Genomic DNA, 25369 nt, shown 5'->3' on the forward strand with positions numbered 1-25369 from the left:
CCCAACCGCTTTTGCGTCTTTATGGCCGTGCTGCGGACTGGAGATAGGCCAGATCGTTCAGAAGGAGGTCGGCAAACGCGGCGTCGATATGCTTGCCGGCTGCTTTGTCGATTTGTTTTTCGAGCTCCTCCAGCTTCTTCGCCGCGTTTTGATCCTTATCGGCCTTTTGAATCTCCTTCACTTTGGCGATCAGGCTCTGGGCCGTACCGTGATTCGCGAACCAGCCCTTGCTCTCGCCGAGGCTGATCAATCCGGCGAAGTGATCGATATCCATGGCCGACGTAAGCGTGATCGATACGACGGCCTGATTGCCGGCGTTGTCCGCGGCCGTAACCTGGAGCGTGTGAGCCCCGGCGGACATGGCAAGCGGAGAGTTTGACTCGACGGACGCGATCGCTGCGCCGTCCAGCGCATAACGGACGGATTTCACTCCGCTCAAGCCATCCGCGGCCGAGACCGTAAGGTTAACGGAGGAATCCGTCTGGTAGAAGCTCGCGGTGCCTTCATAGGAGACGACCGGCGCCGTTTTGTCGATCCAGATCCACAGGCTTTGCGGAGCTTCGGCGTTGCCGGCGTTATCCTTGGAGTAGAACTCGACGAGATGCTTTCCTTCGGACGAGACGGTTACCGGTCCTTGCGCGGCCGTCCATGCTCCGCCGTTCAAGCGATATAACGTGCTTGCGATGCCGGAGCCGTCGGTTTCGTCTTGGGCCGTAAACGTCAACGTTACATCCTGGGTATTGTAATGGCCTTCGCCCGTCAGGCCGTCCGCGAGCCAGGCGGTGGTCGGCGGCGTGACATCCGCAAGCGCGACGCCGCTCATGGCCAACGGCTTCAACTGGTACGTTCCGTTGAAGATCGAGGAAATGCCCGTGACGTGCACGAGGCTGCCAGCCGGGAACTTCGCTTGGAAGTCGGCGTAGCGGATGCCGGTGCGGCCGTCGACTCGTACGTGCGTGGAATTCGACCCGTTCACGGCGTCGAACTCGAAGGATCCCGCGGGCGTTGCCGTTTTGTAATTTTGAATGGTGACATTTTCGAGCTTCACGAGCTGACCTTGGTTGCCGTCATTCAGCTCCGATTGGACGATGGCGGGCGGAAGATCGGCGGTACCGATCTTCTTGAGCACGACCGGATCCGACAATTCGAGCTCCGTATTGTAGACGGTCTTCTTCGCGCTGATCGAGACCCGATCGCCGGCGTGGAAACCAGCGGCCGTCTGGTACACGTAAATGCCGGCCGTATCGTCCTGCAGGTAGAAGCCCTGACCGCCGAACAGTCCCGGTTCGGAGGTGATGACGCCTTCGACCGTTACGAGCGTGTTGCCCGCGGCTTGACGGGCATCGGCGACGGCGATCTTCGCCGGAACCGGCGGATGGTCTTCCGGCAGCGGCTCGGCGGGAACGTTGCCGACGGATACCGATTCCGTAAGCTCGTTGTTGCCGTTTGCTTTCAGGCGCAGATTGGCCGGACCGGCCGCGGTCGGGTCGATCTGCACGGTTAAATCTTTAAAGGCATGGCCTAAGCCGTCAGCCGTAACGGAGAAAGCGGAGCTGTATTGGTAGCCGGCCGGCCAGGTGCCGTCGTCATTTTGGAACTTGGCGATCTGTTTGCCGCCCGCCAAGTAGATGCCGACGCTGAGACCGGAAAGCGTCTGTCCGGGCAGCAGGTGATCGGCCGTCACGCGGATTTGGAACTTCTGGGCGTTCGGCAGCGTGCTCTGGTGCACGAAGGCGTATTGCGGTTGAACCGATTGTTGGGTCGAACCGTAGGAGCCGGCTTTGAAGGTCGTCGGATCATACCATCGATATCCCGGGTCCGGAGCGGCCCACGGTTCCGGCTTCGGCTCCGTCGATTGGGCCGGATCCTCGAACGGGAGCAGCGGGGTCGGTTGATCCAATTGCAGCCCTGCCACTTGGGTGAGGCTGGTGTAGCTCTCCTGGTTGGCCAGCCACTCGACCGTATGGACGAGGAACGCCGCATCGTCCGCTTCGCCTTTGAAGCCGTCGTAGGTGGTCTTTTTCGATCCGTTATCTTCGCGCAAATACTTCGGCGTGGCATCTTCGACCGGCGAGGAGTCGCCGATGAAGGCCGCTTTGCCGGCGCCGAGCTTGGAGACGGCCGCGAACGGACCCTCGGCGCGGCCTCCGCCGTTGTATACGCCGCTGTCGACCGCATTGGCCCATACGGGAACGTCGGTCGGCACGTAAACGAGGCCTTTGGCTTTCGTCGGATCCAGGATAGCGAGCGTCGAGCCGGCGTGCATGGCTACCGAGCCGACGCCGGCCGTAATGCCGAACGACTGACTCGGGGGAACGACGTCCGTCAGGTTGTCTACGTCCCCAAGGGCGTTATAGCGGAAGCGGACGCCGAAGTTCTCCGCCAGCCAGTCCGAGCTTTGAACGCCCTGCATGGCCGGGGAAGCCGCTTCTTCGGCCGACATGCCTTGGGCCGGGTTCGTCCATGCGCCGCGGCGGTAGCCGTTCATGACTTCCGAAGCGTCCCAACGGTTTTTGTTGCGGTCCGCGTTGTAATGATCGGCGATGAAGAAAATGCTGCCGCCGTTCTGAACGTACTGCAGCATGGCGTCCTGCTCGGATTTCTTATAAGGAATGTTCGCTTCGCCGATGATGAAGACGTCGTAATTTCTCAGCGCGTCGTAGGTGACGGCTTGCTCGCCGAACGTATAAGGGATTTGGCGGTCCAGGGACTCCACCGTAAACCCGTCCGCTCTTAAGCCGTCCGCGAAATCGGAGAAGCCGCCGTCGATGACCCAGTCGGCCGCTCCGGCGGTTTGGCCGTGCGTGTGGTCGAACAGCACCTTCTTGCCCGTGCCGTTCGGAAGGGGAGGGACCGGATTTTGCCCGGCTTTCGTGTAGCCGTTCGCGAGGGCCTCGGCTTCCGTGTTGAAGAAAATGCGCTTCTCTACCGGAACGCTGGCCCAATCTTCTTTATCGACATAAATCTTCGTGTCCGAGTTTCCGACCGGGCGGCTCAAGCCTTCGCCCGAGAAGCGCGCCCGGAACGCGAACGGCAGCTCCTGGAGGGGATTGGCCGGATCCCAGATGCCGATCTTCCGGTCCATGGCGGCTTTGACGGCATTTTGGTACAGGTTGTACTCTTCTACGGTGCCGATCGGCCAGATGAAATACGTGACCGCGTATCCCTTGTCCACCATTTCCAAATTGACGTTCAGGCCGTCGGACTCGCGAACGACTTGCGCCAGCAAGCGGCCGTAGTCGTCCGTCGCTTCTTCTCCGACCTTCAGGATCACTTTGTCTCCGGGCTTCAGGACCGTCTCCATGTAATGCTTGGCGGCGAGGCCAAGATCCAATTGGTTCTGGTCGGCAGGGGTTTGGACTCCGCCGTTCAGATTGAGGTAAGCGTCGGATTCCGGCGTATCGATATTCAGGAAGCGAACGTTGGTCGCGCCGAGCACCGGGCTTTGCAGCGCGATCGTGTCGCCGTCGACGACCCTGTCGACGGTCCCTTCGTACTCGCCGGGAGCGGACGGATACAGCGGCGGTTGATCGGCGGAAAGCACGACGTCCGACGCTTTGCGCGGAATGACTTGGTAGCTGGTGTATTGACCCAGAATGCCGGTCACGTCATACCATTTGTCCTGCTGGACAGCAGCCATGTCCAGGGAGCCGTCCATAATGCGGACCGTCGTTCCGTTGAACTGCCGGTCGACGACTTGGACATTGTATCCGCCGCCGGCCGGGGTCTGCGGAACGACTTTGAAGTAGCCGGTAAAATGAACGAGCTGGCCTTCGTACGGTTCCGCTTTTGCGGGATCTTGCAGATCCGCCAAGGTCACCGGAACCGGCGCGGGGAGAGGCTGGTTTTGCGCGATTACCGTAATCGAGGACGGGCTGATTTCCGTCAAGCCCTGATAAGCGGTGATCGTTCCCGTGACTTGGACCCGGTCGCCTTCCTTCAAATCCGGGAATCCGTCCGCGGAGAAACCGAAAATATTGATTCCGCCGGTGCCGTCCTGCACGAACGTGGAGAGCTTGCCTCCGCCGATGGCGGAGTTGTCCGCGGTCACGACGCCTTCGATGGTTACCGTGCCGGTTGCTTTCTTGGCGTCGGCGATCGAGACGACGTTGCCCGTCGGATCCGGATTCGTCGTATCGTCGACGAAGGAGACGGCCGTAGGAGATTTCAATCCCGGGAACGAGTTGTATAGGGCCAACGATCCCGATACTTTGACCTTTTTGCCGATAATGCCGGGATTCGTCTGCAGTCCGAACGGGGCGCGGTAGGCCGTGGTGAGCTGGACGTCCAGCAGTTTGGATTTGTCCCGTTCTCCTGCGGCGTCCGCGATGAGGAAGTTGAAATCGTTGCCGAACGGGGCCGTAAAGTTGGCGGACAGAGAACCCGTGGCATGGCCGACGATGTACCCTTCTACCGTACCGGTTCCGGTATTGTTGGCGATGGCCTCGGCGACGGTCAGGGAGCCGTCCGCATTGGCGGCGGATACCCGGGCGGAAATGAGCCCCATCGCGTTCGACAGCACGATGACGGCCGCTAGCGCGATCCAAGACAGTCTTTTGAGCTGGGCGAATCTCATTCTTCAGCAAACCTCCCAACGAAAATTTTGTGATTGCTAGATCAGTGTACCGGGCCTATGTACGGGTATCGTGATCGGGATGTTAAGCGTATATAAGGATTTCGAAGCGGGATAAAAATTCGGAAGTCATTACATTATTCGGGATTTCGTTAAACACCGGGAAAATAAAAGTCTAGTAATGTGGGGATAGGTTTCGGGAGCGGTCATCCGCTTCTCGCAAACGACAACAATATCGGGGAAAAATTGGAGGTCTCTGCAGTTGAAAAAGAAATGGATGCCTTTCGCCGCCCTCACATTGGTCGTCGGTCTTCTCGCCGGTTGCGGCTCGAACAACAATGACGCAGGAAGCGCTTCGGAAAGTCCTTCGGCGAGCGCTTCGGAAAGCCCTGCAGCTTCTTCCGCCAGCCCTTCGGCAGACGCTTCGGCTGCCGCCAAGGAAATCCCGGAGCTGAAAGTCAGCTTCGTTCCTTCCAAAGATCCGGACCAAATCATTACGGCGACGGATCCGCTCAAGGACCTGCTGAAGAACCAATTGGCATCGCAAGGTTATAACGTCGGCAAAGTCACGATCGACGTCGGTACGACGTACGAAGCGGTCGGCGAAGCCCTGACGGCCGGCACGACGGATGTCGGGTTTATCCCGGGCGGCACGTACGCCCTGTACAGCGACGGCGCCGATGTCATCCTGACCGCCACGCGGGCCGGACTGTCGAACGATTCGGACAACGCCAAAGATTGGAACGACAACAAGCCGACCAAACCGACGGCGGATCAGGCCACCTACTACCGTGCCCTCTTCATCGCCGGTCCTTCCAAGAAGGGCCAAGAGCTGGCGGCGAAAGTGAACGGCGGCCAGCAACTGACCTGGGACGATCTGAACGGCGCCAACTGGGCCGTCATGTCGACCTCTTCGTCGGCCGGTTACATCTACCCGACCCTGTGGCTGCAAAGCAACTACCAGAAGAGCATTACCGACCTTGCGCATGTCACGACGTCCGACTCCTATGGCAGTTCGTTCGCGAGCCTGGCCGCCGGACAAGCCGACGTGATCGTGGCTTATGCGGACGCCAGAAGAGACTATGAGCAAAAATGGACGACCGATTTCGGACGCGGCAAGACGATCTGGGACGAAACGAACGTCATCGGCGTGACCCAAGGGATCTACAACGATACGATCAGCGTCAGCAAGAACGACAAGCTCATGACCGACGAATTCAAAAAAGCGCTCCAGGACGCTTTCATCGCCATCGCGGGAACGGAAGAAGGCAAGAAGGTCATCGCGGTATACAGCCACGAAGGCTACAAGCCCGCGCAGGCTTCCGACTACGACAACGAAAGAAAAGCCCAAGATTTGATCAAAAGCATGAAGAAGTAACCGCCTTCCCCAAGGCTGCTAGTACACTCGAAAAAATGAGAACATTCGGGACCCATGGATGTTCTCATTTTTCTACTTTTCAGGATCGGAGAATCTTCATGATCGAGTTTAAGAATGTGGATAAGACGTACGCCAACGGCACGAGCGCGCTGAAGAACATCAATCTGGCCATCGAACAAGGCGAATTCGTCGCCGTCATCGGTCTCTCCGGCGCGGGGAAATCCACGCTGATCCGGTGCATCAACCGGATGCACGACATTACGGGCGGCCAGCTCCATGTAGACGGGGTGGACGTAGCCAAGCTGCGCGGAAGCCAAATCCGCCGTTTCCGCAGAAGGATCGGGATGATCTTCCAATCCTTCAACCTGGTGACGAGAACGACCGTGATCAAGAACGTGCTGGTCTCGTTCGTACCGGACCTGCCGCTCTGGCGCAAGTGGTTCGGCGTCTTTACCCGAGAACAGAAAATCAAAGCCCTCGAGGCATTGGATAAAGTGGGAATTCTCGATAAGGCGTTCGTCCGCGTCGACCAGCTGTCGGGCGGGCAGCAGCAGCGGGTCGCGTTAGCCCGCACGCTCGCCCAGAACCCCGACATCATTTTGGCGGACGAACCGATCGCTTCCCTGGACCCCGTCACGTCCCGGATGGTCATGGACGATTTCAAGAGAATCAATCGGGATATGAACATCTCCGTCATCATGAACATCCACCACGTGGAAGTGGCGCTGGAATACGCGGACCGCATCATCGGGATCCGCAAGGGCGAAGTGGTCTTCGACGGCAAATCGGAGCGTGTGACGAAGGAAATCCTGGACGATATTTACGGCGGCAAGATCGAGGAAATGAACCCGTCGCCCGAGGAGTTTATGGCGCATGTACGATAAAATTTTTCCTCCCAAACAAGTGGTGCTGCCAAACGGCAAAACCGTGCAGGAGAAGCGGACCCGCATCCCGCTGATCCTGCTCGTTCTACTGGTCGCGACCGTTCTGTCCGTCAACCTGACCGACTTTAACCTGAGAATGCTGGTTACGCGGATCGATCAGTTTTTCGTCATCATCGGGCAGATGATTCCGCCGAAATGGAGCTACTTCTCCCCCGTGTGGAGCGCGCTGCTGGCGACGCTCCAGATGTCGCTGCTCGGCTCGATGATCGGGGCGGCGCTGGCGCTGCCGTTCGCCGTCCTGTCCTCCTCCAATATCATTCGGAACCGCGTCGTAACGGCCATTTTCAAAACGGTTCTCAGCTTGATTCGAACGCTGCCTACGCTCGTGTCCGCGATTATCGCGAAGTTTATTTTCGGATTGGGTCCTACGGCGGGCGTGGCAGCCATTCTGCTGTTCACGCTCTCCTATGTGGGGAAATTGCTGTACGAACAGATCGAGAATGTCGACATGGGCGCATTCGAAGCGATGGAATCGGCCGGCATGACCAGGGTTCAGGCATTTCGCTACGCGATCTTCCCGCAGGTGCTGCCGGGCTTCTTGTCGACCTCGCTCTTCTGCTTCGAAGGGAATGTCCGCTATGCGGCCATTCTCGGTTACGTGGGTGCCGGGGGGATCGGATTGATCATCAACGAAAATATCGGCTGGCGCGATTATCCGCGCGTGGGCATGATTATCCTGGCGCTGGTCGTCACGGTTTATCTGATCGAAACGGTAAGCGAGCACTTCCGAAAAAAGCTGATTTAAGGAGAAATTCGTACGATGACGACAGTAGAGAAGCAACTGCTTGCTTCCCCGCGCAATTACGGGTACATCCTGATGGTTGCGTTGATCGTTTTGTTTTTGTTCGGATGGTCGCTGACCGCCGTCAGCTTCCAAGGCATGAACGAGAGCGGTCTGAAGATCGCGGGAAATATTTTGAAAGGAATCGTTCATCCGGATCTCGACCTGTTATTGAAGGTTTCCAAGCAAAGCGTCCTGTATTTGCTCGCGCAGACCGTCGCCATCGCTTTCCTGGGAACGCTGGTCGGCGCGGTCCTGTCCGTTCCGCTCGCCTTTCTGGCGGCCTCCAACATCGTGCCCAAGCCGGTCTCCTGGCTGACCCGGCTGCTGCTGATCGTCATCCGCACGATCCCGGCTCTGGTGTACGGCCTGATGTTTATCCGCGTGGCGGGCCAGGGCCCGTTCGCGGGGGTGCTGACGATCGGGCTCACGTCCATCGGGATGCTGGCCAAACTCTACGTGGACGCGATCGAAGAGCTGGACACCCGCGTGTTGGAATCGATGACCTCCATCGGATGCACGACCTTCGAGAAGATTCGCTACGGGATCTTTCCGCAGCTGCTGTCGGTGTTTCTCTCGGTGACGATTTACCGGTTCGACATGAACATGCGCGAGGCCGCGATCCTGGGCCTTGTCGGCGCCGGCGGCATCGGGGCCCCGCTGACCTTCGCGATGAACGGCTATAAATGGAACCAGGTCGGCTCCATTTTGATCGGACTCGTCGTGCTCATCCTGATCATCGAACTGCTGTCCAACAAGCTCCGCGCGAGATTGGTGAAAGGATAAACGAAGGGGCGTAGTCGCGGAAGACTACGCCCTTTTCATTTAAAGTTCAGAATTTATAACTCCTAAGCAGGAGAAACCGTTGGTGAAGCGCAATGGATCTCCAAAGGCGAAGACTAAGGGCTAAAATACAGTTATTTTTTTCTGTTTTCACAGAAAATAGATGACTAACGGCCAAAATGCAATTAGCAGAGCTCGTCTCTCGAAAAAATGAAGGATTGGCCATGAATAAATGCATTTCGGCTCTTAGCACCTTAAAAATGGGGCAGAATGAGATGATTAGTTGTATTTAAGCTCTTAGCACCCTTGCTTGGGACGGCAACGTCAATAGACGACTTTCCAGTTATGGTCGCAAGCCGCGCGGATGACCCGGCGTTCCAGGATATAGTCGGCCAGAATCTCGGTCATGTCCGTGGGGATTTCGCGCACGACCGGCTTGCCCTGGATCATGTCGAAATTGCCTCCGCCGCCGGCGCGGTAGCTGTTCATCGCGACTTCGAACACCGCGTCCGGATCCAGCGGAGCGCCGTTCCGCAGCAGCTTGACGACCCGTTGTCCTTCCGGCTTCGAGATATCGAGTTCGTATTCGATGCCTTCCCACATGTCGTAATTGAAATGCTGGGGTTTCGGCTCCATATAAGAAGGCGACACGCGCAGGCCGCCCGTGCGCTCGTCGAGCGCGAAGTAGCGGGCGTTCCGTTCGAGCGCGTCCCGGATGTCGCGTCCGGTCAGGGCGACGACTTTGAGCGTATTGGGATAAATATAGTTGGATACCACGTCGCGCATCGTAATCCGTTCCTTGAATCCTCTGGCCTCGTTCGTGAAAATGGCCGCGCACGAAATTTCCGCGTCCGTCACCTCCATTTGCACCCGGTTGACGAACTCCGTGAACGCGTGATCGGCCTGCCGCGCCGCGAACGGATCGGGAATCGACAGGTCGCCTTCCGCCGTGCCGATCGGTTGATCCAGCCATTCCTGCGTCTTTCGCTCGTCCTCGGCGAACAAGGAGAGGAACTCCCGGTCGGCCGGCGTCGATTCCTCCACCGGCAACCATTCCGCCGTTTTGCGGCGAATCGCCCATCCTCCGTCTTCCGCCTTCCCGAATTCCAATTGAACTTTGGCGATCGCCTGTCCGGCGCTTCCCGGCTGCGCGATCGCCACGCCGTTCACTTCGCCGGCCAGAAGCCGGTGCTGATGACCGGTGAGCAGAACGTCGACGCCCTCCAGGGTTCGGCACATTTCATACCCCTGATTCTCGCCGGTCAGCGGTTCGGTCGCCGCGCCCGTCGCCGGGTCGCGCTCGAAGCCGCCGTGATAGCAGACCACGACCGCGTCCGGGCGCTCGTTGCCGCGAATGTACGCGACCCAGCGCCGGGCCGCATCCAGCGCGTCTTCGAAAGCCAGTCCCCGAATGTGCGCGGGATCCTCCCAATTCGGAATATAGTGCGTGGTGACGCCGAGCACGGCGATCCGGATCCCTTCGGGCGTCGCGAACACCCGGTAGGGCAACCCGAAAGCCGGCCGGCCGCTCTCTTCCTCCACGATATTGGCGGACAGCCAAGGGCAGGGGGAATCCCGGATCGCCCCGCGGAGCAGGTCCAGCCCGTAATTGAACTCATGGTTGCCCGGCACGGCCGCGTCGTACCGCAGCGCCTTCAGCGCCCGCGCGGCGGGATGGATGCCTTCGCCGCCGTACTTGGCGTAGTGGTACATGAACGGCGTTCCTTGCAGGAGGTCCCCGTTGTCCAGCAGGAGCAGCGACGGATTCCCGGCCCTTTCCTTGCGGATGATGCTGGATAGCTTTGCGAGTCCGAGTGGCTTGTCCTCCGGCCCCCGGTAATCGGTCGGATAAAAATGGCCGTGCACGTCGCTGGTTTCGAGCAAAGTCACGACGGCCGCCTCTGGCAAGTTCGTTTCCATGATGCCTCCTTAAGGGAATGACGCCATACGTCGTATATTATCATTGTGCGAATCGAAACGAATGAAAGGAACGTAAACGGAACGTAAACCTTTTTCGGTTGAAGTAAGGACCAATATCGTATATATTGGCCTTGGAGCCGGATTGAAGTCCGTATCTATGGAAATCGCCTTAACATGATCCAATTTCATATGGTTACGGATTTTTAGACGGATCGCGCTAAAAATTTAAAGCCGAAACAAGAGGAGCGGCGATTCCTCTTGGATCGGCTTTTTTTCACGAAAAGGAAGGAGGGCGGAACCCATGCCGAACAACAAACGGATCAAGGACTTGCTGCTGAGGGAGTACGTGGATTCCTTGACCGGCAGCCGGTTTTCGATCGTATCGGATGAAACCGATGCCTATTTCGTCGTTGATCTGCAAGGGGATTTCATCTTCGCGAGTCCTTGCTGCAAGCAGCTTTTCGGGCGCTCTTCATCCGAGTTGACCGGCATGAACCTGTACGATTTTCTTCCGAGCGGGAAAATATCCATCGCCCAAGAGACGGCGCAATCGTTCGAGCTTCCGGCAGGCATGCAGCCGAACGGCCAGGCGGAAGTCAGCATGCTCATGTTTCCGATTTTTTATCACCGGGAACTGATCGGCAAGTTCGTTCTGCTGAACGACATTACCAACCTGAATCGGATCGAAACGCAGAATAACCTGGAACAGTCCATTCTTAGCGAGAAGCTGACCGCCGCCGGACATCTGGCCGCCGGCATCGCCCATGAAATCCGCAATCCGATTACGGCGATCAAAGGATTCCTGAAGCTGATGAAGGGAAACCGCGCCGACGCGGACCGGTTTTACGACGTGGTCTTCGGCGAGATCAACCGGATCGAAGTAATCATCACCGAGCTCCTGCTGCTGGCCAAACCGAGCCAGATCAAGATGGAGCGGCTGAATGTCCGCACCCTCTTGGACCAGACGACGAAGCTGATGGAACCGCAAGCGCTGCTCCGCAGCGTGGAAATCAGCCGGCATGACGGGCTCCGGAATCCCGAAATTTTCGCCGACGAGAACCAGATCAAACAAGTCTTGATCAATCTCATGAAGAACGCCATCGAGGCGATGGCGGACGGAGGGGCTTTGCGGATCGAAGCCGAGAACATCGACGACGCGGTGCGGATCCGGGTGGTGGATAACGGCCCCGGAATCCCCGAAGACGTTCTGGGAAGGATCGGCGAGCCGTTCTTCACGACGAAGGAAGGCGGCACGGGGCTCGGGGTGCTGGTGAGCAAACAGATCATCGAGAACCATCTGGGGCGTTTCGCCATTCAATCCGGCAAGGACGGCACTTGCGTGGAAATCGTTTTGCCCCAAATCTAGATATTGAGAGTTTGTGTCAGGGATGATAAAATAGTACTTGGTTCGCTGCCAAATGAATATGACTGGTAAATGGGAGAAACTATCTCGCGATAGCACGTCTTTCCATGGCCTAACTTCTTTAAATTTTAAAGGGGTTAGGCCTTTTTTATTAAAGGAGATTAGATTAGAGAATGAATAAGCTCCTGGTTCAGGAAGAACTGGTGTACCTCACGAGTTACTTCAGCAAATTACTGAAAAAGAGGTTCGGAAAGGGCCCGGAAAAATGTTTCGTTACGCACGATCGGAGCTGGTTCGCCGTCCACGTCCACAATTTCGCGACGCCGGCCGAGCAAGCGCTGGTGGAGGGCGGCCATAACCTGCTGGCTTATCGTTTCCGCTCCACCGTCATGGACAAAGTATGCTCGGAGTTCGCGTTGGAAGCCGAAAAGGTGCTGGGCGCGGTTTTGAACGTCCATTACAGCGATTGGGACTATGATTCGAATGCCGGCATTCTGTTGATGGGGAACGATCAGGCGGGCCATTCCGACGCAGGGAACCGGTCCGATGCCGATTCCCGTCTAGGAGAACAACTCGCGGAACGGATCAAGCAGCTCTGCTCCGATACCTGCAAAACCCCCGAGAGGCTGGACCTGATCCCCTTGCATCCGAACCTCTATGCCGTACAATGCCACGGCGTCTTATTGCCCATCGAAAGGCTTCTGTTCGAAAAAGGCAGCGTCTCGATCCTGCAAGAGAGGTCGGCGGAAATCAAGCAGCGGTTCGCGGCCCGCAAGGAGTCGTTCTCCGCCGTCTTCGGAAGGGCGGTCGAAGGGTTATTCATGATATGGGATTATCGCAAGGACCGCAGCTATATCCTCTTTTGCTTAAAGAACGGGTAAGCCGCAAGGAAGCGAAAGAGAAACCAAGATTCCCGGAAGGCTCGGTCCTTCGGCGGTCTTGGTTTTTTTTGCTTTTTGGGACTAAGCCCCGGCGAAATAGCGAATAAAGAACGTAGGGAGGTGCGGGTTCCGTGGATCAAGAGAAATCGAACGCGATCAGCGGTTACGTGAGCAAATTGCTCCGGCAAAATTTCGGCCGCGGCCCTCAGATCTGCCAGACCTTCGCCGGCGGCAAACACATGCTGGTCCATATCCGCGGCTTTATTTCGCCGATGGAAGAGGTTCTGATGCGCGAAGGGTCCGACTTTCAGGTCGAGAAAGCCCGGACCGCGATCATCGATCGGATCTTGGGGGAATTGGAGGGCATCATCCGCGTCTCCTTGGAGCGGGAAGTAAAGGAGTACTATCAGGACTGGAATTTTCCGAACAATTCCGGCGTTCTGATGTTCGAGTTGGATGAATCGATAGGCGAAAGTCCCCATGCGGCATTCGACACCCGGCTGCTCGAGCAAGAGATCGTCCGGATCAGCCGACTCGTGCAAAGAGCGCCCGACGAGATCCATACTTACGTCGTATCCCCTCGGCATTATTTGGTGGAACGGAACGGGATATTGATCGCCATCGAAAAAGCCTTGATCAAGAAGGGCTTCGCATTCGAACTGAAATCGACCAAAGACGAATTGGAGAAAACCTATCTACACCGGCAGGGAAGGTTCGACCAAATTTGCGGCGCCGGAGTATCGGACATTTTCGTGGACTGGAGCTTCAAGAACGACAAATCGCTCATGGCGTTCATCCTCGGCAACTAGAGGGGGCGGACGCCCATCGGCGGCGCATCTCTTTTTTTGCGATTGACAAAGCCCATATCTTGATATAAATTTGAATCTATCAACTACATATAGTTCTGAACGGGTGTCTGATCGTTTGCGAGAACGAGAGACTTAATAGGGAAGTCCGGTGCGAAGCCGGCGCGGTCCCGCCACTGTAAGAGGGGAGTATCGTCCCGATTGGCCACTGGCTTACGTTCCATCGAACGGGCCGGGAAGGCGGACGGAATGCTTGGATCCTCGAGCCAGGAGACCTGCCTGTTCATTGACACGACCCCTGCGGAGAACAGGAAGGTGTCCGTTCGTCCAGACGCAAGTATGCGTATATTCGCTTGCTCGCCTTGGCGCATTCGGCCCTTCCACGGGCCGGATGCGCCTTTTCAATTCTCGGCGTCGAGGGAACGGAAGGAGATTGCACGCATGCTGGTAGTCTACGATTCGAAGACGGGCAATGTCGGCCGGTTCGTCGGAAAACTGAATCTGCCCGCGGTTCAAATCCGGGAGGAAATGACCGTCGACGAGCCTTTCGTGCTCGTCACCTATACGACCGGATTCGGGCAGGTTCCCGATAAAGTCGCTTCCTTCCTGCAAAAAAACCACCGGCACTTGATCGGCGTGTCCGCCAGCGGCAACCGCAACTGGGGGCAAGGCTTCGCGCGCAGTGCCGACCGGATCTCGGAGCTGTACGGGGTGCCCGTGCTGAGCAAATTCGAGCTGTCGGGAACGAGCAGGGACGTCGAACAATTCATGCAGGGAGTGAGCTTGGTTGCGGCACATTGAACTCAATAATTTGCTGATGAAGAGAGACGCGGACGGCTTTTTCCAATTGGACAAAGACCGGGAAGCGGCGCAGGCGTTCATGGAAGAGGTTTACCGCAAAAGCCTCCGGTTCGCGAATACGACGGAGAAAGTCCGTTATATGGTCGAGAACGACTATTACGAGAATGTGTACGAGCATTATACCCAGGCCGAGGTCGAAGACGTTTACCGGATTGCGCACGGCTACGGATTCGAGTTTCCGTCCTACATGGCGGCGTCGAAGTTTTATACGGATTACGCGCTGAAAACGAACGACAAGTCGCTCTATCTGGAGCACTACCCGGACCGGGTCGCGATCGTGGCGCTGCATCTGGCCGGCGGCGACGCGGCGACCGCGCGGGCGCTGGCCGAGGCGATGATGGAGCAGCGGCTGCAGCCGGCGACGCCGACGTTCCTGAACGCGGGCCGCAGCCGGCGCGGCGAAATGGTCTCCTGCTTCCTGCTGGAGATGGACGATTCGCTCAACTCGATCAACTTCGTGCTGGGCACCTGCATGCAGCTGTCGAAGATCGGGGGCGGCGTGGCCGTCAACCTGTCCAAGCTCCGCGGGCGCGGGGAGCCGATCAAAGGGGTCGAAGGCGCGGCGAAGGGCATCATGCCGGTGCTCAAGCTGATGGAGGACGCGTTCTCCTACGCCGACCAGATGGGCCAGCGCCGCGGGTCGGGGGCCGCCTACTACAACATTTTCGGCTGGGACGTCATGGAGTTCCTGGACAGCAAAAAAATCAACGCGGACGAGAAAACGAGGCTGAAGACGCTGTCGATCGGCCTTATCGTACCCAGCAAGTTCTACAAGCTGGCGGAGGAGAACAAGCCGCTCCACGTGTTCGCGCCTTATACCGTCTACAAGGCGTACGGAACGCATCTCGACGACATGGACCTCGACGAGATGTACGACACGCTGCTGGCGGACAGCCGCGTGCGCAAGAAAGAGGTCATGGGCGCGCGGGACATGCTGGTCAAAATCGCGACGATCCAGCTCGAATCCGGCTATCCCTACATCATGAACAAGAGCAACGCGAATCGCGCGCACGCGCTCCGCAACCTGGGCAGCATCAAAATGTCCAACCTGTGCACGGAAATCTTCCAGATGCAGGAGACGTCGGAGATCGGGGATTACGGCCAGCCGGACTTGATCCGCCGGGACATCAGCTGCAATCTCGCTTCCCTGAACATCGCCAACGTCATGGAACGGCGAAAGGTGCGGGAGTCGGTGCATGCGGGGATGGTCGCGCTCACGGCGGTCAGCGACATGACGAACATCTCGAACGCGCCGGGCGTGGCGAAAGCGAACCGCGAGCTGCACTCGGTGGGGCTGGGCGCGATGAACCTGCACGGCTTTCTCGCCAAGAACAAAATCGCGTACGAGAGCGAAGAGGCGAAAGATTTCGCGCGCGCCTTTTTCATGACGATCAACTTCCACTCTCTCGAAAAAAGCATGGAAATCGCCAGGGAGCGCGGCGTCACGTTCGCGGGCTTCGAACGGTCGGACTATGCGGACGGCACGTATTTCGAGCGGTATTTGGAAACCGATTATCGTCCGGTCACGGAGAAGGTCAAGTCGCTGTTCGAGGGCATCCCGGTCCCGTCTCCGGAAGACTGGAGAGGGCTGAGGGACGCCGTACGCGAGCATGGACTCTATCACGCATACCGGTTGGCGATCGCGCCGACGCAGAGCATTTCGTATATCCAGAACGCGACGTCCAGCGTCATGCCGATCGTGGAACCGATCGAGACGCGCACATACGCCAACTCGACGACCTATTATCCGATGCCGTTCCTGAGCCGCGACAACCTTTTCTTCTATAAGTCGGCCTATAATATGGATCAATTCAAAGTGCTGGATTTGATCGCGGAAATTCAGGCCCATGTCGACCAGGGGATCTCGACCGTGCTGCACGTCAACAGCGACGTCACGACGCGGCAGCTTGCCCGGTACTATATCTACGCGGCCAAGAAGGGGCTGAAGTCGCTCTACTATACCCGGACGAACCGGTTGTCCGTCGAGGAGTGCGTCAGCTGCTCCGTGTAAGAGAAACGCGATTCGAACGAGAATACGAGAACGGAGAGACAGGCCATGGAGAGCTGGAAGGCGGTCAACTGGAACCGTCCGGACGACGATTTCACGATCATGTTTTGGAACCAGAACATCATGCAGTTCTGGACGGACGAAGAGATTCCGCTGTCCGAAGACAAAATGTCTTGGATGACGTTAAACGATAACGAGCGCGAGCTGTACAAGAGAGTGCTGGGCGGGCTGACGCTGCTCGATACCGTCCAAGGCGGGATCGGCATGCCGAAAATCCTGGAGCACGTGGACGGCTTGCAGCGCAAAGCGGTGCTCGGCTTCATGGGCATGATGGAGCAGATCCACGCCAAATCGTACAGCAGCATTTTCACGACGCTGGCGACGAACGAGGAGATCGACGAAATTTTCCGCTGGGTGGAACGGAACCCTTGCCTCCAGCTGAAGGCGGAGACGATTTCCCAATATTACGGCAACATTCAAACGCGCAAGGATCTGTACTTGGCGATGGCGGCGTCCGTGCTGCTGGAGAGCTACCTGTTCTACAGCGGCTTCTTCTACCCGCTCTACCTGGCCGGACAGGGGAAAATGACGAGCAGCGGCGAGATCATCGACTTGATCCTGCGGGACGAGAGCATCCACGGCTTATATGTCGGCCTGCTGGCCCAAGAGGTGTTCGCGGAACTGGACGAAGACGAGCGGTCGGCCGCCGTCGAGACGCTCCAAGGGCTGCTGCGCTACCTGCACGGCAACGAGGAGCGGTATACGGAAGAGCTGTACGGGGCCGTAGGGCTCACGGAAGAAGTGAAGGCGTTCCTGCGGTACAACGCGAACAAGGCGTTCATGAACCTGGGGCTTGAACCTCTCTTCCCCGAGGAAGACATCAACCCGATCGTTCTGAACGGCATCAGCACGCGCACGAAGCAGCACGATTTCTTCTCCAAGAAAGGCAACGGCTATGTCCGCACCATTCACGTGGAGCCGCTGACGGACCGCGATTTCCAGTTCGATTTCTAACTTGAATTCCGCGTATCGCGGTCGCTCGTCTTTGAAGGACTTCGATAAAAGTTTTTCGGCGGTAACGGTGAGGCATCCTTCGGGGTGCCTCACTGCTTTATGTGAGCCTGCTAAAACTACGCCAAATCGCCGCAATAGCGCACGAGGTGCTCTATTTCGCGGACTCCGCGAGCATATCGCCGCTATAGCGTACGGCCTGCATTTTCCACAGTCCAATCATCTTATTAAGCGCAGCGTTCGGGAAGGCTCCGAAAAAACCGTTAGACGACGAAAAAGAAATTGACGCCTGGAAATGGAAACGCTTATAATACTATCGAAACCGGTTTCCATCGGAACGTTGAAGGAGCATGAAGTGAACATTTCAGATGTCGCCAAGAAGGCGGGAGTCGCGAAGTCGACGGTATCGAAAGTATTGAATAACTATAAAGGGGTGAGCGAGGAGACCCGGCGGAAAGTGCTCGACGCCATCGAAAGCACGACGTACACGCCGAACGTGTTCGCCAAGAGCTTGACGACGGGCAAATCGAACTTGATCGGCTTGTTCGTGTCGGAAGACCTGCTGGAGTCGTTCATCGTCCACGTATACTGGAGCGAGGTCGTGTCCGGCATCCGGGAGGCGCTCGTGAAAGAGAAGTACCACGTGCTGATGTTCGCCGCCAGCCCCGACGAGGACTTCCTGAAATTCGCCAAGGAGTATAAAGTGGACGGCGTCATCATGCTCGGGGATTACCCGGAGCCCGCATCCGTCCGAAGCTTGCTGGACAGCGGTATTCCTTGCGTCGTATTCGACCGGAACTTGTCCGGGAGCCGCGTCGGCTATGTCTCCTCGGACGACGAGCGGGGCTCCGAGCTCGCCGTTCGGCACCTCATCGGCCAGGGCCACCGCCGCATCGCGCATATTTCCGGGCCGGATTGGAGCTTCGAATCGGCGAAGCGGATGATGACCTATCGCCGCGTGATGGAAGAAGAGCGTTTGCCCGTACCCGCCGAATACGCGCTTGCCGGCGAGTATTCCACCCAGAGCGGGGCGGAGCTGGGGCGCCGCCTTTTGACGCTGCCGGAGCCGCCGACCGCGGTGTTCTGCGCGGCGGACACGATCGCCGCCGGCGTCCTGCAAGCGGCCAAGGAACTGCAGGTGGAGGTTCCGGACCGGCTGATGATCGTCGGGTATGACGATTTGCCGCTGTGCGAGTACCTTCATCCTCCGCTCGCCTCCATCCGACAGGAGCGGAGAGCGATGGGCAATATCGCGGCGAACGCCGTGCTGGACATGATCCGCGAAGCGGAGCTCCCGCCTCCGGATCACCGGGTGGACGTCAACTTGATCGTACGGGAATCCGCGCGCCGGCCTTAACGGCCGGCCGCGCCTGATCGCCCGCCGCAAAGCGATTTTTTTTACCATCTATAGAAACCGGTTTCCATTCGGTAAGGAAAGCGAAGTTCCGGAAATCCCAATCAGATTCATCCAATCGAAGGGGTGGCGTTTTCGTGTTCAAAAAACGTTTGCTTGGAATGATCGCTCTGATGCTCGTCCTGATGTTGATCGCCGCTTGCGGCGGCAAGAAAGAATCGGCCGACACCCAGCCTTCCGCTTCCGCGCCTGCTTCATCCCCATCCGCATCCTCGTCCGCGCCGGCGGACGCCAAGCCTTACGCGGGCCAGACCGTCAAGATGCTGATGCCGCCCTGGTACAAGTTCACGCCGGATTTCTTCCAGAAGTTCACCGACCAGACCGGCATCAAGGTCGAAGTCGAGAACATGAAGTTCTCGCAAATCCACGACAACATCGTCACGACTTCCGCCGGCGGCTCCGCTCCCGCGGACATCGTCGACATCGACTGGTCGTGGGTCGGCCAGATGGGCGCGGCCAAATGGAACGTCGACCTGAAGGACGTGCTGGCGGACGACGTCAAGTCGGATATCGGCATTCTGAGCGTTTTCACCTATAAGGACAATATCGTCGCGCTGCCGTTCTTCAACGACTTCCGGATTTCGATGGTCAACTCCAATTACGTCGGCGATTTGCCGGTCGACACCGTGGAGCACGTCATCGAAACCGCCAAGCAGATCAAAGCTTCGGGCAAAGACGAGTATCCGATCGTGACGACGCTGGAAGCGGGCGAGAACACGACGCACGAGTGGATGCTGATGACCAAGTCGTTGGGCGGTCAGGTATTCGACGACAACTGGAATCTGAACCTGAAAGACAAAAATTCGCCTTCCTACAAGGCGCTGTCCTATATCTTCGAAATGTTCAACGCCGGTCTGATCGATCCGAAGGCGCTGGGCATACCGTACGAGGAAGTCATCGAGACGTTCAAGTCGGGCCGCGGCTCGATCAAGCTGCTGGCCGGTCCCGGGCAGATCAACGAAGCGAGCGATCCCGCGACTTCCCAGATCAAAGACTACGTCAAGCCGATTCTCGTGCCCGGAGACGGCACCCACCACACGACGACCGCCATGCCCGAAGGCATCATGATCCCGGCGCACGCCGAGCATAAAGAAGCCGCGATCGAAGTGCTGAAATGGCTGGCGTCTCCGGACGTGATGAAAGAAACGTACAAGACGCAGGGCGGCATCTTCCCTACGCGCAACTCGGTCATTCAGGCGTTGTTCGAGTCCGGCGACCTTCCGCACGGCGACGTCTACGCGAAGCAGCTGGAGGACGTGCAGGCGATCTTCCTGCAAGGCCAGCCTTCCTGGTACGCCGAGTTCTCCGAAGCGGCCTACACGGCGATCAACAGCGGCCTGAAGGAGCATTGGTCGGTGGATAAAACCGCGGACATGATCATCAAAGCGACGGAAAACATCGATAAGGGTTGATCGCGGTGCGAGTTCTAACGGCCGGGGGTGGAAGAAGACATGTTTAGGCAGCATCGCGCGCGGTATGGGGACGCGTATTTGATGATCGCCCCGTTTGTCCTGCTGATCATCCTGTTCGTCCTCATTCCGTTTGCCCTTTCCTTGGTCTACAGCTTCAAGAACATGGTGCTCACCAATCCGGACGATATCCATTGGGTCGGCTTCAAAAATTACGCCAAGCTGTTCACCGATCCGAGCATCCGGCGTACGCTGGGCAACACGGGGTTCTACGTCGTCGTCACGGTCCTGTTCGAGATGCTGCTCGGTTTGGCGGCCGCCTTGCTGCTCCGGCGGAACTTCCGCATCCGGTTTCTGGTGCTGGCCGTCATGATCTTGCCGTGGGCGCTCCCCCCCGTCGTGGGGGGAGTGACTTGGCGGTGGATTTTCCATCCCCAATACGGAATCGCGAACGTGCTGTTCGAGCGGTGGGGCTGGATATCGGAATACCAGCTGTGGACGGTCAACAAATGGGTGGCGCTTCTGCTCGTCTGCTTGATCGTCGTGTGGAGGAACCTGCCTTATGCCTCCTTGATCCTGCTGTCGTTCCTGCAGCAAATTCCGAACGACCTCTATGAATCGGCCTCGATCGACGGCGCGGGCAAGTGGCAGCAGTTCCGCCGCATCACGCTGCCGCTGCTCGCGCCCGGCATCACGATCGCGATCAGCATGGCGACGATGACTTCGATGAACCTGTTCGACGAGCCGTATATCATGAACCAATTTTCTCTGGACACGATGACGATCACGATGAAGAACTATACGGTCGCTTTCCGCGACTTGAAATTCGGCTACGGCATGGCGATCTCCATCCTGGTCACGGTCATTACGCTGCTGGTCAACTACTCGTACATTAAGTCCATGTACAAGGAGGAAGCCTCGTGAAGCTGATCGGACGTATCGGATTCGCCGGCGCGGTGCTGCTGCTGGCCGCCTGGTCGCTTCTTCCCGTTATCTGGACCGCGATCACCAGCATATCGAAAGTCAAGGATCTGACCGCCCTTCCGCCGAACATTTTCCCGGACGCCCCGAATTTCGGAAGCTACGGCAAGCTGTTCGGCTTCGACCAGAACAGCTGGGACGTCTGGGCCACGATGAGGGAAACGTCGCTCAACAGCCTGATCGGTTCGGTCGGAGGGATGATCGTCGTCATTTTCCTCGCGCTCTTGTCCGGCTACGCGTTCGCCCGGGTCAGGTTTCCGGGGCGCAACTGGGTGTTCTTCATTTGCATCGCCACGATGGCGCTGCCCGGTTACGCGGTCATGATTCCGCTGTACCAGCTCATGATGGATATGCATTTGCTGAACACCTATCCGGGCATTATCCTCGTCTTCTGTTCCGCTTTCGCGCCGATCGCCGTCTGGCTGATGCGCGGTTTCATCGCGGGGCTGCCGTACGAAATCGAGGAATCGGCGACGATCGACGGCGCGGGCAGGTGGCGCATTCTGTTCGCGATCGTGTTTCCGCTCACGGCGCCGGGCTTGGTGGCGGTCGCGATCATCACGTTCCTCGGCTGCTGGAGCATGTTCGTCACGGTGATGGTGTTCTCGCCTTCGCTGAAGACGCTGAACGTCTTCATCTCGGAGTTCGTGCTCAAAACCTCCATCGATTATCCGATGATGTGCGCGGTCGGCGTGATCAGCATGATCCCGCCGATCCTGATCGTGACGTTCCTGAACCGTTATTTGATCAGCGGGTTGATGATGGGCTCCGTCAAGTCGTGACCTCGCAGAATCGCAGCAGCGAAAGGAGTGGAGAACGTTGTACTTCATGGGGATGGACGGGGGAAACAGCAAGACGATCTGCGTGATCGCCGACGGAACCGGCCGCGTGCTCGGCGTCGGGAGAAGCGGGAACGGCAACCATCAGAACGGCGTCGAGGAAATGAAAGCGAACGTCAACCGCGCGCTGGACGAAGCGCTCGCGGCGGCCGGCGTGGGCAGGGCGGACATTGCAGCTGCCTGCATCGGGCTGGCGGGGGCCGACAGGCCGGCCGACTACGAGATTTTGAATCCGATCGCGGCGGCAATGGGCTTAAGGCGCGTCCAAGTCGTCTGCGATACCTATATCGGTTTGCGCGCGGGCGCGGACCGGCCGCACGGCGTCGTGCTCGTATGCGGAGCCGGAACGAACGCGATGGGCCGCAATCTTCGCGGCGAGGAATTCCAACTGGGCGGCTTCGGCTACCGGTACGGCGATTTCGGCGGCGGCCTCATCCTGTCGGAGGAGGCGTTCCGCGCCGTCATCCGCGCCGATGAAGGACGGGCGGAGCCTACGCAACTTACGCGGAGGGTGCTGGAGCGGCTCGGATACGCGAGCGTGGAAGCGATGAAGCACGACTTCCTGGACCGCGATTTGCAGGTGCCCGTTCATCTCGTCATGGCTTTGTTCCAGGCCGCGCGCGAAGGGGATGCCGCGGCGATCGGCCTGCTCGAGCGGCAGGGAGAAGAGCTGGCGATGTCGGCGAAAGCGGTCATCGGCAAGCTGGGCATGGGCGGGGAGACGTTCCCGGTCGTGCTCGTCGGCAGCATCCTGACGCGCGCGCAGGGGGAGCCTTGGACGATCCGCCCGCTGAAGGAGGCGTTGGCCAAGCTCGCTCCGAAAGCCTGGATCGTCAAGCTGGACGTGGAGCCGGTGATCGGGGCGGTGCTGGCCGCCATGGATGGCGCCGGTCATGAGCTGAGCCCGGAGCAATCGCGCTCGCTGCGCAGCCAGCTGGCGATCCGTAATGAACAGGAGGAACTTCCATGTCCGACTTCGCCTTAACGGCGCGGCCGCTGGTCATCGCCCATCGCGGCGCTTCCGCCGAAGCCCCCGAGAATACGCTGGCCGCGTTTCGGCTGGCGCTCGAGCAAGGATGCGACGCGATCGAGCTGGATATTCACGTCAGCGCCGACGGCGAGCTAGTCGTCTGCCATGACGAAACGCTGGAACGGACGACCGACGGCACGGGCCGCATCGCCGAGATGACCGCGGCGGAGTTGAAGCGGTTCGACGCGGGCGCCTGGTTCGGCGCGAAGTATCGGGGCGAGCGGCTGCCGTTGCTGCAAGAAGTGCTGGAGCTGGTGCCGCCCCGGATCGGCATCAACGTGGAAATCAAAAGCTTCGATCATCCCGGCGTCGAGCGCCTGCTCGTTGACTTGCTGGAGAGGACGGGCCGGACCGGCAGCGTATTCCTGTCTTCGTTCGACCACGACTGCATGGTCCGGTGCAAACGGCTGTCGCCTTCCCTGCGGGTCGGGCTGCTCTACGAAGAAGAGGAATGGTTCGATTACGAGGCGTTCGAGAGAGAGAATGGCATTGCCCTGTATTCCATGCACATGTACCATGGCTGCTTGAATGGCGGCTTCGCCGCCGCGGCGGCGCGGCGCGGGCTGCAAGTCTACCCGTGGACCGTCGACGACCCGCTGCTCATGCGGCGGATGCTGGAATGGGGGGCGTCCGGCATCATCACGAACCGGCCGGGCGTTCTGCGCAAGCTGCTGGAGGAGAACGGAGGAACGCATGCCCATGATTGAAACGTATGCGGTGCGGTTTCTGACGGTGCCGGAGGCGATGATCTTCGATCTGGACGGAACTTTGTTCCGGACGGAGACGCTGCTCCTTCCGGCCTACCGCCAGACGTTCGCGCAGCTGAAGAAAGAGAAGCTGTACGTGAGAGAATGTCCGCCGGAGCAGCGGTTTATCGATTCGCTGGGCCTGCTGCTGGAAGACATCTGGAAGAATGTATTGCCCGACCAGCCGGTCGCCGTCCACGAACGGGCGAACGAGCTGCTGCTCGCCTACCAGCTCGAAGGGCTGAAGGCCGGCATCGGGCAGCTGTACCCGGGCGTTCGCGAGACGTTGCGGGAACTGCGGGAGGCCGGCGTGCGGCTGTTCGTCGCCAGCAACGGTCTGGAGCCTTACGTGCGGGGCGTCGTAGAAGCGAAGGGACTGTCGGGGCTCTTTGAAGGCATTTACAGCGCGGGCGGGTACCGGACGGCGTCGAAGGCCGATCTCGTTCGCTTGCTGCTCTCGGAGCGGGGCGTCGGCAAGGCCTGGATGGTCGGAGACCGCGTGTCCGACGTGGAGGCGGGCAAGCGCAACGGGCTGACCGTCATCGGCTGCGATTACGCCGGCTTCCATCATGCCGGGGAACTGGAGCAGGCGGATCGCCGTATCGGCGGGTTTCCGCAGCTGCTGTCCCACTATCGGGCGGCGCTGGTTTAAGGCGGCTCAGACGCGAAACGAATGACGGAGAGTGAACGATCATGAGTGCGGTTTTACGTTGCAGGGATGACGGGACGTTCACGATCGTACAATTCACCGACCTCCACTGGCAGAACGGAGAGCCGGAGGATTTGCGGACCCGGGAACTGATGGAGCGGGTACTGGAGGCCGAACGGCCCGATTTCGTCGTCTTCACGGGGGATTTGATCTATGGCGGAGGCTGCGCGGATCCGCGGGAGTCCCTGCGCGCCGCCGCGGCGCCCGCGGCGGAGAGCGGGCTGCCCTGGGCCGCGGTGCTCGGCAACCATGACGGGGAAGGGGCGGTGTCCCGTCCGGAGCTGATGAAGACGCTGGCGGAGCTTCCCGGCAACGCCAACGGACCGGGCGCGGAAGGCGTCGACGGCGTCGGCAACGCAGTCCTATGCGTGGAGGATACGGCGGGAACGGCGGCTGCCGCGTTGTACTTCCTGGATACCGGCAGCTATTCGCCCGTACCGGAGATCGGCGGCTACGATTGGATCCGCCGCAGCCAGATCGATTGGTTCCTCGCGCAATCGCGTACGCTGAACGAGCGCAACGGCGGCCGCCCGCTGCCCTCGCTCGTCTTCTTCCATATTCCGCTGCCCGAGTACGAGCAGGTATGGAAGTCGCAAACCTGCTACGGCCGCCGCCAAGAAATCCCCGGCTATCCGCGGGTCAATTCCGGGTTTTTCTCCGCGATGCTGGAAGCGGGCGGGGTCATGGGCACGTTCTGCGGCCACGACCATCTGAACGATTATTGGGGAGAGCTCGGGGGCATCCGTCTCGGCTACGGCCGCGCCACGGGCTACCACACCTACGGCAGGAAGACGTTCCCGCGGGGAGCCCGCGTCATCCGGCTCCGGCAAGGAGAGCCCGGGTTCGAGACTTGGGTTCGCCTGGACAACGGCGAGACGATCCGCGAGCCGCTGGCGCACCGGCCCGCCGCCGCGGGCAGATCATGACCGGGA

Annotated in this window: 19 protein-coding genes, 1 pseudogene and 1 riboswitch; of the genes and pseudogenes, 18 read left to right on the forward strand and 2 right to left on the reverse strand. The window is 58.9% G+C overall.

The features are described 5' to 3' along the window. Positions 1-19: 19 nt before the first annotated feature. Positions 20-4459: pseudogene (locus tag PTZ19_RS25305) on the reverse strand (OmpL47-type beta-barrel domain-containing protein); the annotation flags it as partial. Positions 4460-4835: 376 nt separating this feature from the next. On the opposite strand from PTZ19_RS25305, the gene PTZ19_RS06130 reads away from it, so the two are divergent. The 4 genes from PTZ19_RS06130 to phnE (PTZ19_RS06145) all read left to right on the forward strand — a co-directional run bounded on the left by PTZ19_RS06130 (position 4836) and on the right by phnE (PTZ19_RS06145) (position 8462). Next, positions 4836-5951 carry a phosphate/phosphite/phosphonate ABC transporter substrate-binding protein gene (locus PTZ19_RS06130; protein ID WP_422614973.1) on the forward strand — a complete coding sequence of 372 codons (1116 nt, stop codon included), beginning with the start codon at positions 4836-4838 and terminating at the stop codon, positions 5949-5951. A gap of 98 nt (positions 5952-6049) precedes the next feature. Continuing rightward, complete coding sequence (gene phnC, locus PTZ19_RS06135; protein ID WP_276353095.1) at positions 6050-6835, forward strand: phosphonate ABC transporter ATP-binding protein; 786 nt, start codon at positions 6050-6052, stop codon at positions 6833-6835. After that, entirely contained in the window at positions 6825-7640 is an 816-nt protein-coding gene (phnE, locus tag PTZ19_RS06140; RefSeq protein ID WP_276353096.1) for a phosphonate ABC transporter, permease protein PhnE, read from the forward strand. Before phnC ends, phnE (PTZ19_RS06140) begins: the two co-directional genes overlap by 11 nt. A gap of 15 nt (positions 7641-7655) precedes the next feature. Beyond that, positions 7656-8462: a phosphonate ABC transporter, permease protein PhnE gene (phnE, locus tag PTZ19_RS06145; RefSeq protein ID WP_276353097.1), complete on the forward strand. Its 807-nt coding sequence runs from the start codon at positions 7656-7658 to the stop codon at positions 8460-8462. A 321-nt stretch (positions 8463-8783) separates the two neighbouring features. Here phnE (PTZ19_RS06145) and PTZ19_RS06150 read toward each other — a convergent pair whose 3' ends face one another. Beyond that, positions 8784-10379 (reverse strand): bifunctional metallophosphatase/5'-nucleotidase, encoded by a 1596-nt coding sequence (locus tag PTZ19_RS06150; protein ID WP_276353099.1) that lies wholly within the window; start codon positions 10377-10379, stop codon positions 8784-8786. 301 nt (positions 10380-10680) lie between these two features. On the opposite strand from PTZ19_RS06150, the gene PTZ19_RS06155 reads away from it, so the two are divergent. The 14 genes from PTZ19_RS06155 to PTZ19_RS06220 all read left to right on the forward strand — a co-directional run bounded on the left by PTZ19_RS06155 (position 10681) and on the right by PTZ19_RS06220 (position 25363). Further along, the gene (locus PTZ19_RS06155; protein ID WP_276353100.1) at positions 10681-11745 is read left to right on the forward strand and encodes an ATP-binding protein; all 1065 of its coding nucleotides are present in this window, start codon (positions 10681-10683) and stop codon (positions 11743-11745) included. 170 nt (positions 11746-11915) lie between these two features. Continuing rightward, entirely contained in the window at positions 11916-12623 is a 708-nt protein-coding gene (locus PTZ19_RS06160) for a Na-translocating system protein MpsC family protein (RefSeq protein WP_276353102.1), read from the forward strand. A gap of 131 nt (positions 12624-12754) precedes the next feature. Next, entirely contained in the window at positions 12755-13432 is a 678-nt protein-coding gene (locus PTZ19_RS06165; protein ID WP_276353103.1) for a Na-translocating system protein MpsC family protein, read from the forward strand. An 84-nt stretch (positions 13433-13516) separates the two neighbouring features. Beyond that, positions 13517-13726, forward strand: a riboswitch (cobalamin riboswitch). A gap of 144 nt (positions 13727-13870) precedes the next feature. After that, positions 13871-14230: a class Ib ribonucleoside-diphosphate reductase assembly flavoprotein NrdI gene (gene nrdI, locus PTZ19_RS06170; protein WP_276353105.1), complete on the forward strand. Its 360-nt coding sequence runs from the start codon at positions 13871-13873 to the stop codon at positions 14228-14230. Further along, entirely contained in the window at positions 14217-16301 is a 2085-nt protein-coding gene (gene nrdE, locus PTZ19_RS06175) for a class 1b ribonucleoside-diphosphate reductase subunit alpha (protein ID WP_276353107.1), read from the forward strand. Before nrdI ends, nrdE begins: the two co-directional genes overlap by 14 nt. A 45-nt stretch (positions 16302-16346) precedes the next feature. Continuing rightward, on the forward strand, positions 16347-17312 hold the full coding sequence (gene nrdF, locus PTZ19_RS06180) for a class 1b ribonucleoside-diphosphate reductase subunit beta (protein WP_276353109.1): 966 nt from the start codon (positions 16347-16349) through the stop codon (positions 17310-17312). A 352-nt stretch (positions 17313-17664) separates the two neighbouring features. Further along, the gene (locus PTZ19_RS06185) at positions 17665-18666 is read left to right on the forward strand and encodes a LacI family DNA-binding transcriptional regulator (protein ID WP_276353110.1); all 1002 of its coding nucleotides are present in this window, start codon (positions 17665-17667) and stop codon (positions 18664-18666) included. A gap of 134 nt (positions 18667-18800) precedes the next feature. After that, on the forward strand, positions 18801-20135 hold the full coding sequence (locus PTZ19_RS06190; protein WP_276353111.1) for an ABC transporter substrate-binding protein: 1335 nt from the start codon (positions 18801-18803) through the stop codon (positions 20133-20135). Positions 20136-20174: 39 nt separating this feature from the next. Continuing rightward, complete coding sequence (locus PTZ19_RS06195; protein ID WP_276353112.1) at positions 20175-21056, forward strand: carbohydrate ABC transporter permease; 882 nt, start codon at positions 20175-20177, stop codon at positions 21054-21056. Continuing rightward, complete coding sequence (locus PTZ19_RS06200; protein WP_276353113.1) at positions 21053-21895, forward strand: carbohydrate ABC transporter permease; 843 nt, start codon at positions 21053-21055, stop codon at positions 21893-21895. Before PTZ19_RS06195 ends, PTZ19_RS06200 begins: the two co-directional genes overlap by 4 nt. Positions 21896-21941: 46 nt before the next feature. Continuing rightward, positions 21942-22937, forward strand: coding sequence for an N-acetylglucosamine kinase (locus PTZ19_RS06205; protein WP_276353685.1), 996 nt, complete (start codon positions 21942-21944; stop codon positions 22935-22937). After that, complete coding sequence (locus PTZ19_RS06210; protein WP_276353114.1) at positions 22919-23689, forward strand: glycerophosphodiester phosphodiesterase; 771 nt, start codon at positions 22919-22921, stop codon at positions 23687-23689. Before PTZ19_RS06205 ends, PTZ19_RS06210 begins: the two co-directional genes overlap by 19 nt. Then, on the forward strand, positions 23682-24380 hold the full coding sequence (locus PTZ19_RS06215; protein WP_276353116.1) for an HAD family hydrolase: 699 nt from the start codon (positions 23682-23684) through the stop codon (positions 24378-24380). The genes PTZ19_RS06210 and PTZ19_RS06215 overlap by 8 nt, the downstream gene beginning before the upstream one ends. A gap of 41 nt (positions 24381-24421) precedes the next feature. Continuing rightward, positions 24422-25363: a metallophosphoesterase family protein gene (locus tag PTZ19_RS06220; protein ID WP_276353118.1), complete on the forward strand. Its 942-nt coding sequence runs from the start codon at positions 24422-24424 to the stop codon at positions 25361-25363. The last annotated feature ends 6 nt before the right edge of the window (positions 25364-25369 follow it).

Source organism: Cohnella caldifontis (assembly GCF_029360585.1).
GTDB classification, from domain to species: Bacteria; Bacillota; Bacilli; order Paenibacillales; family Paenibacillaceae; genus Cohnella; species Cohnella caldifontis.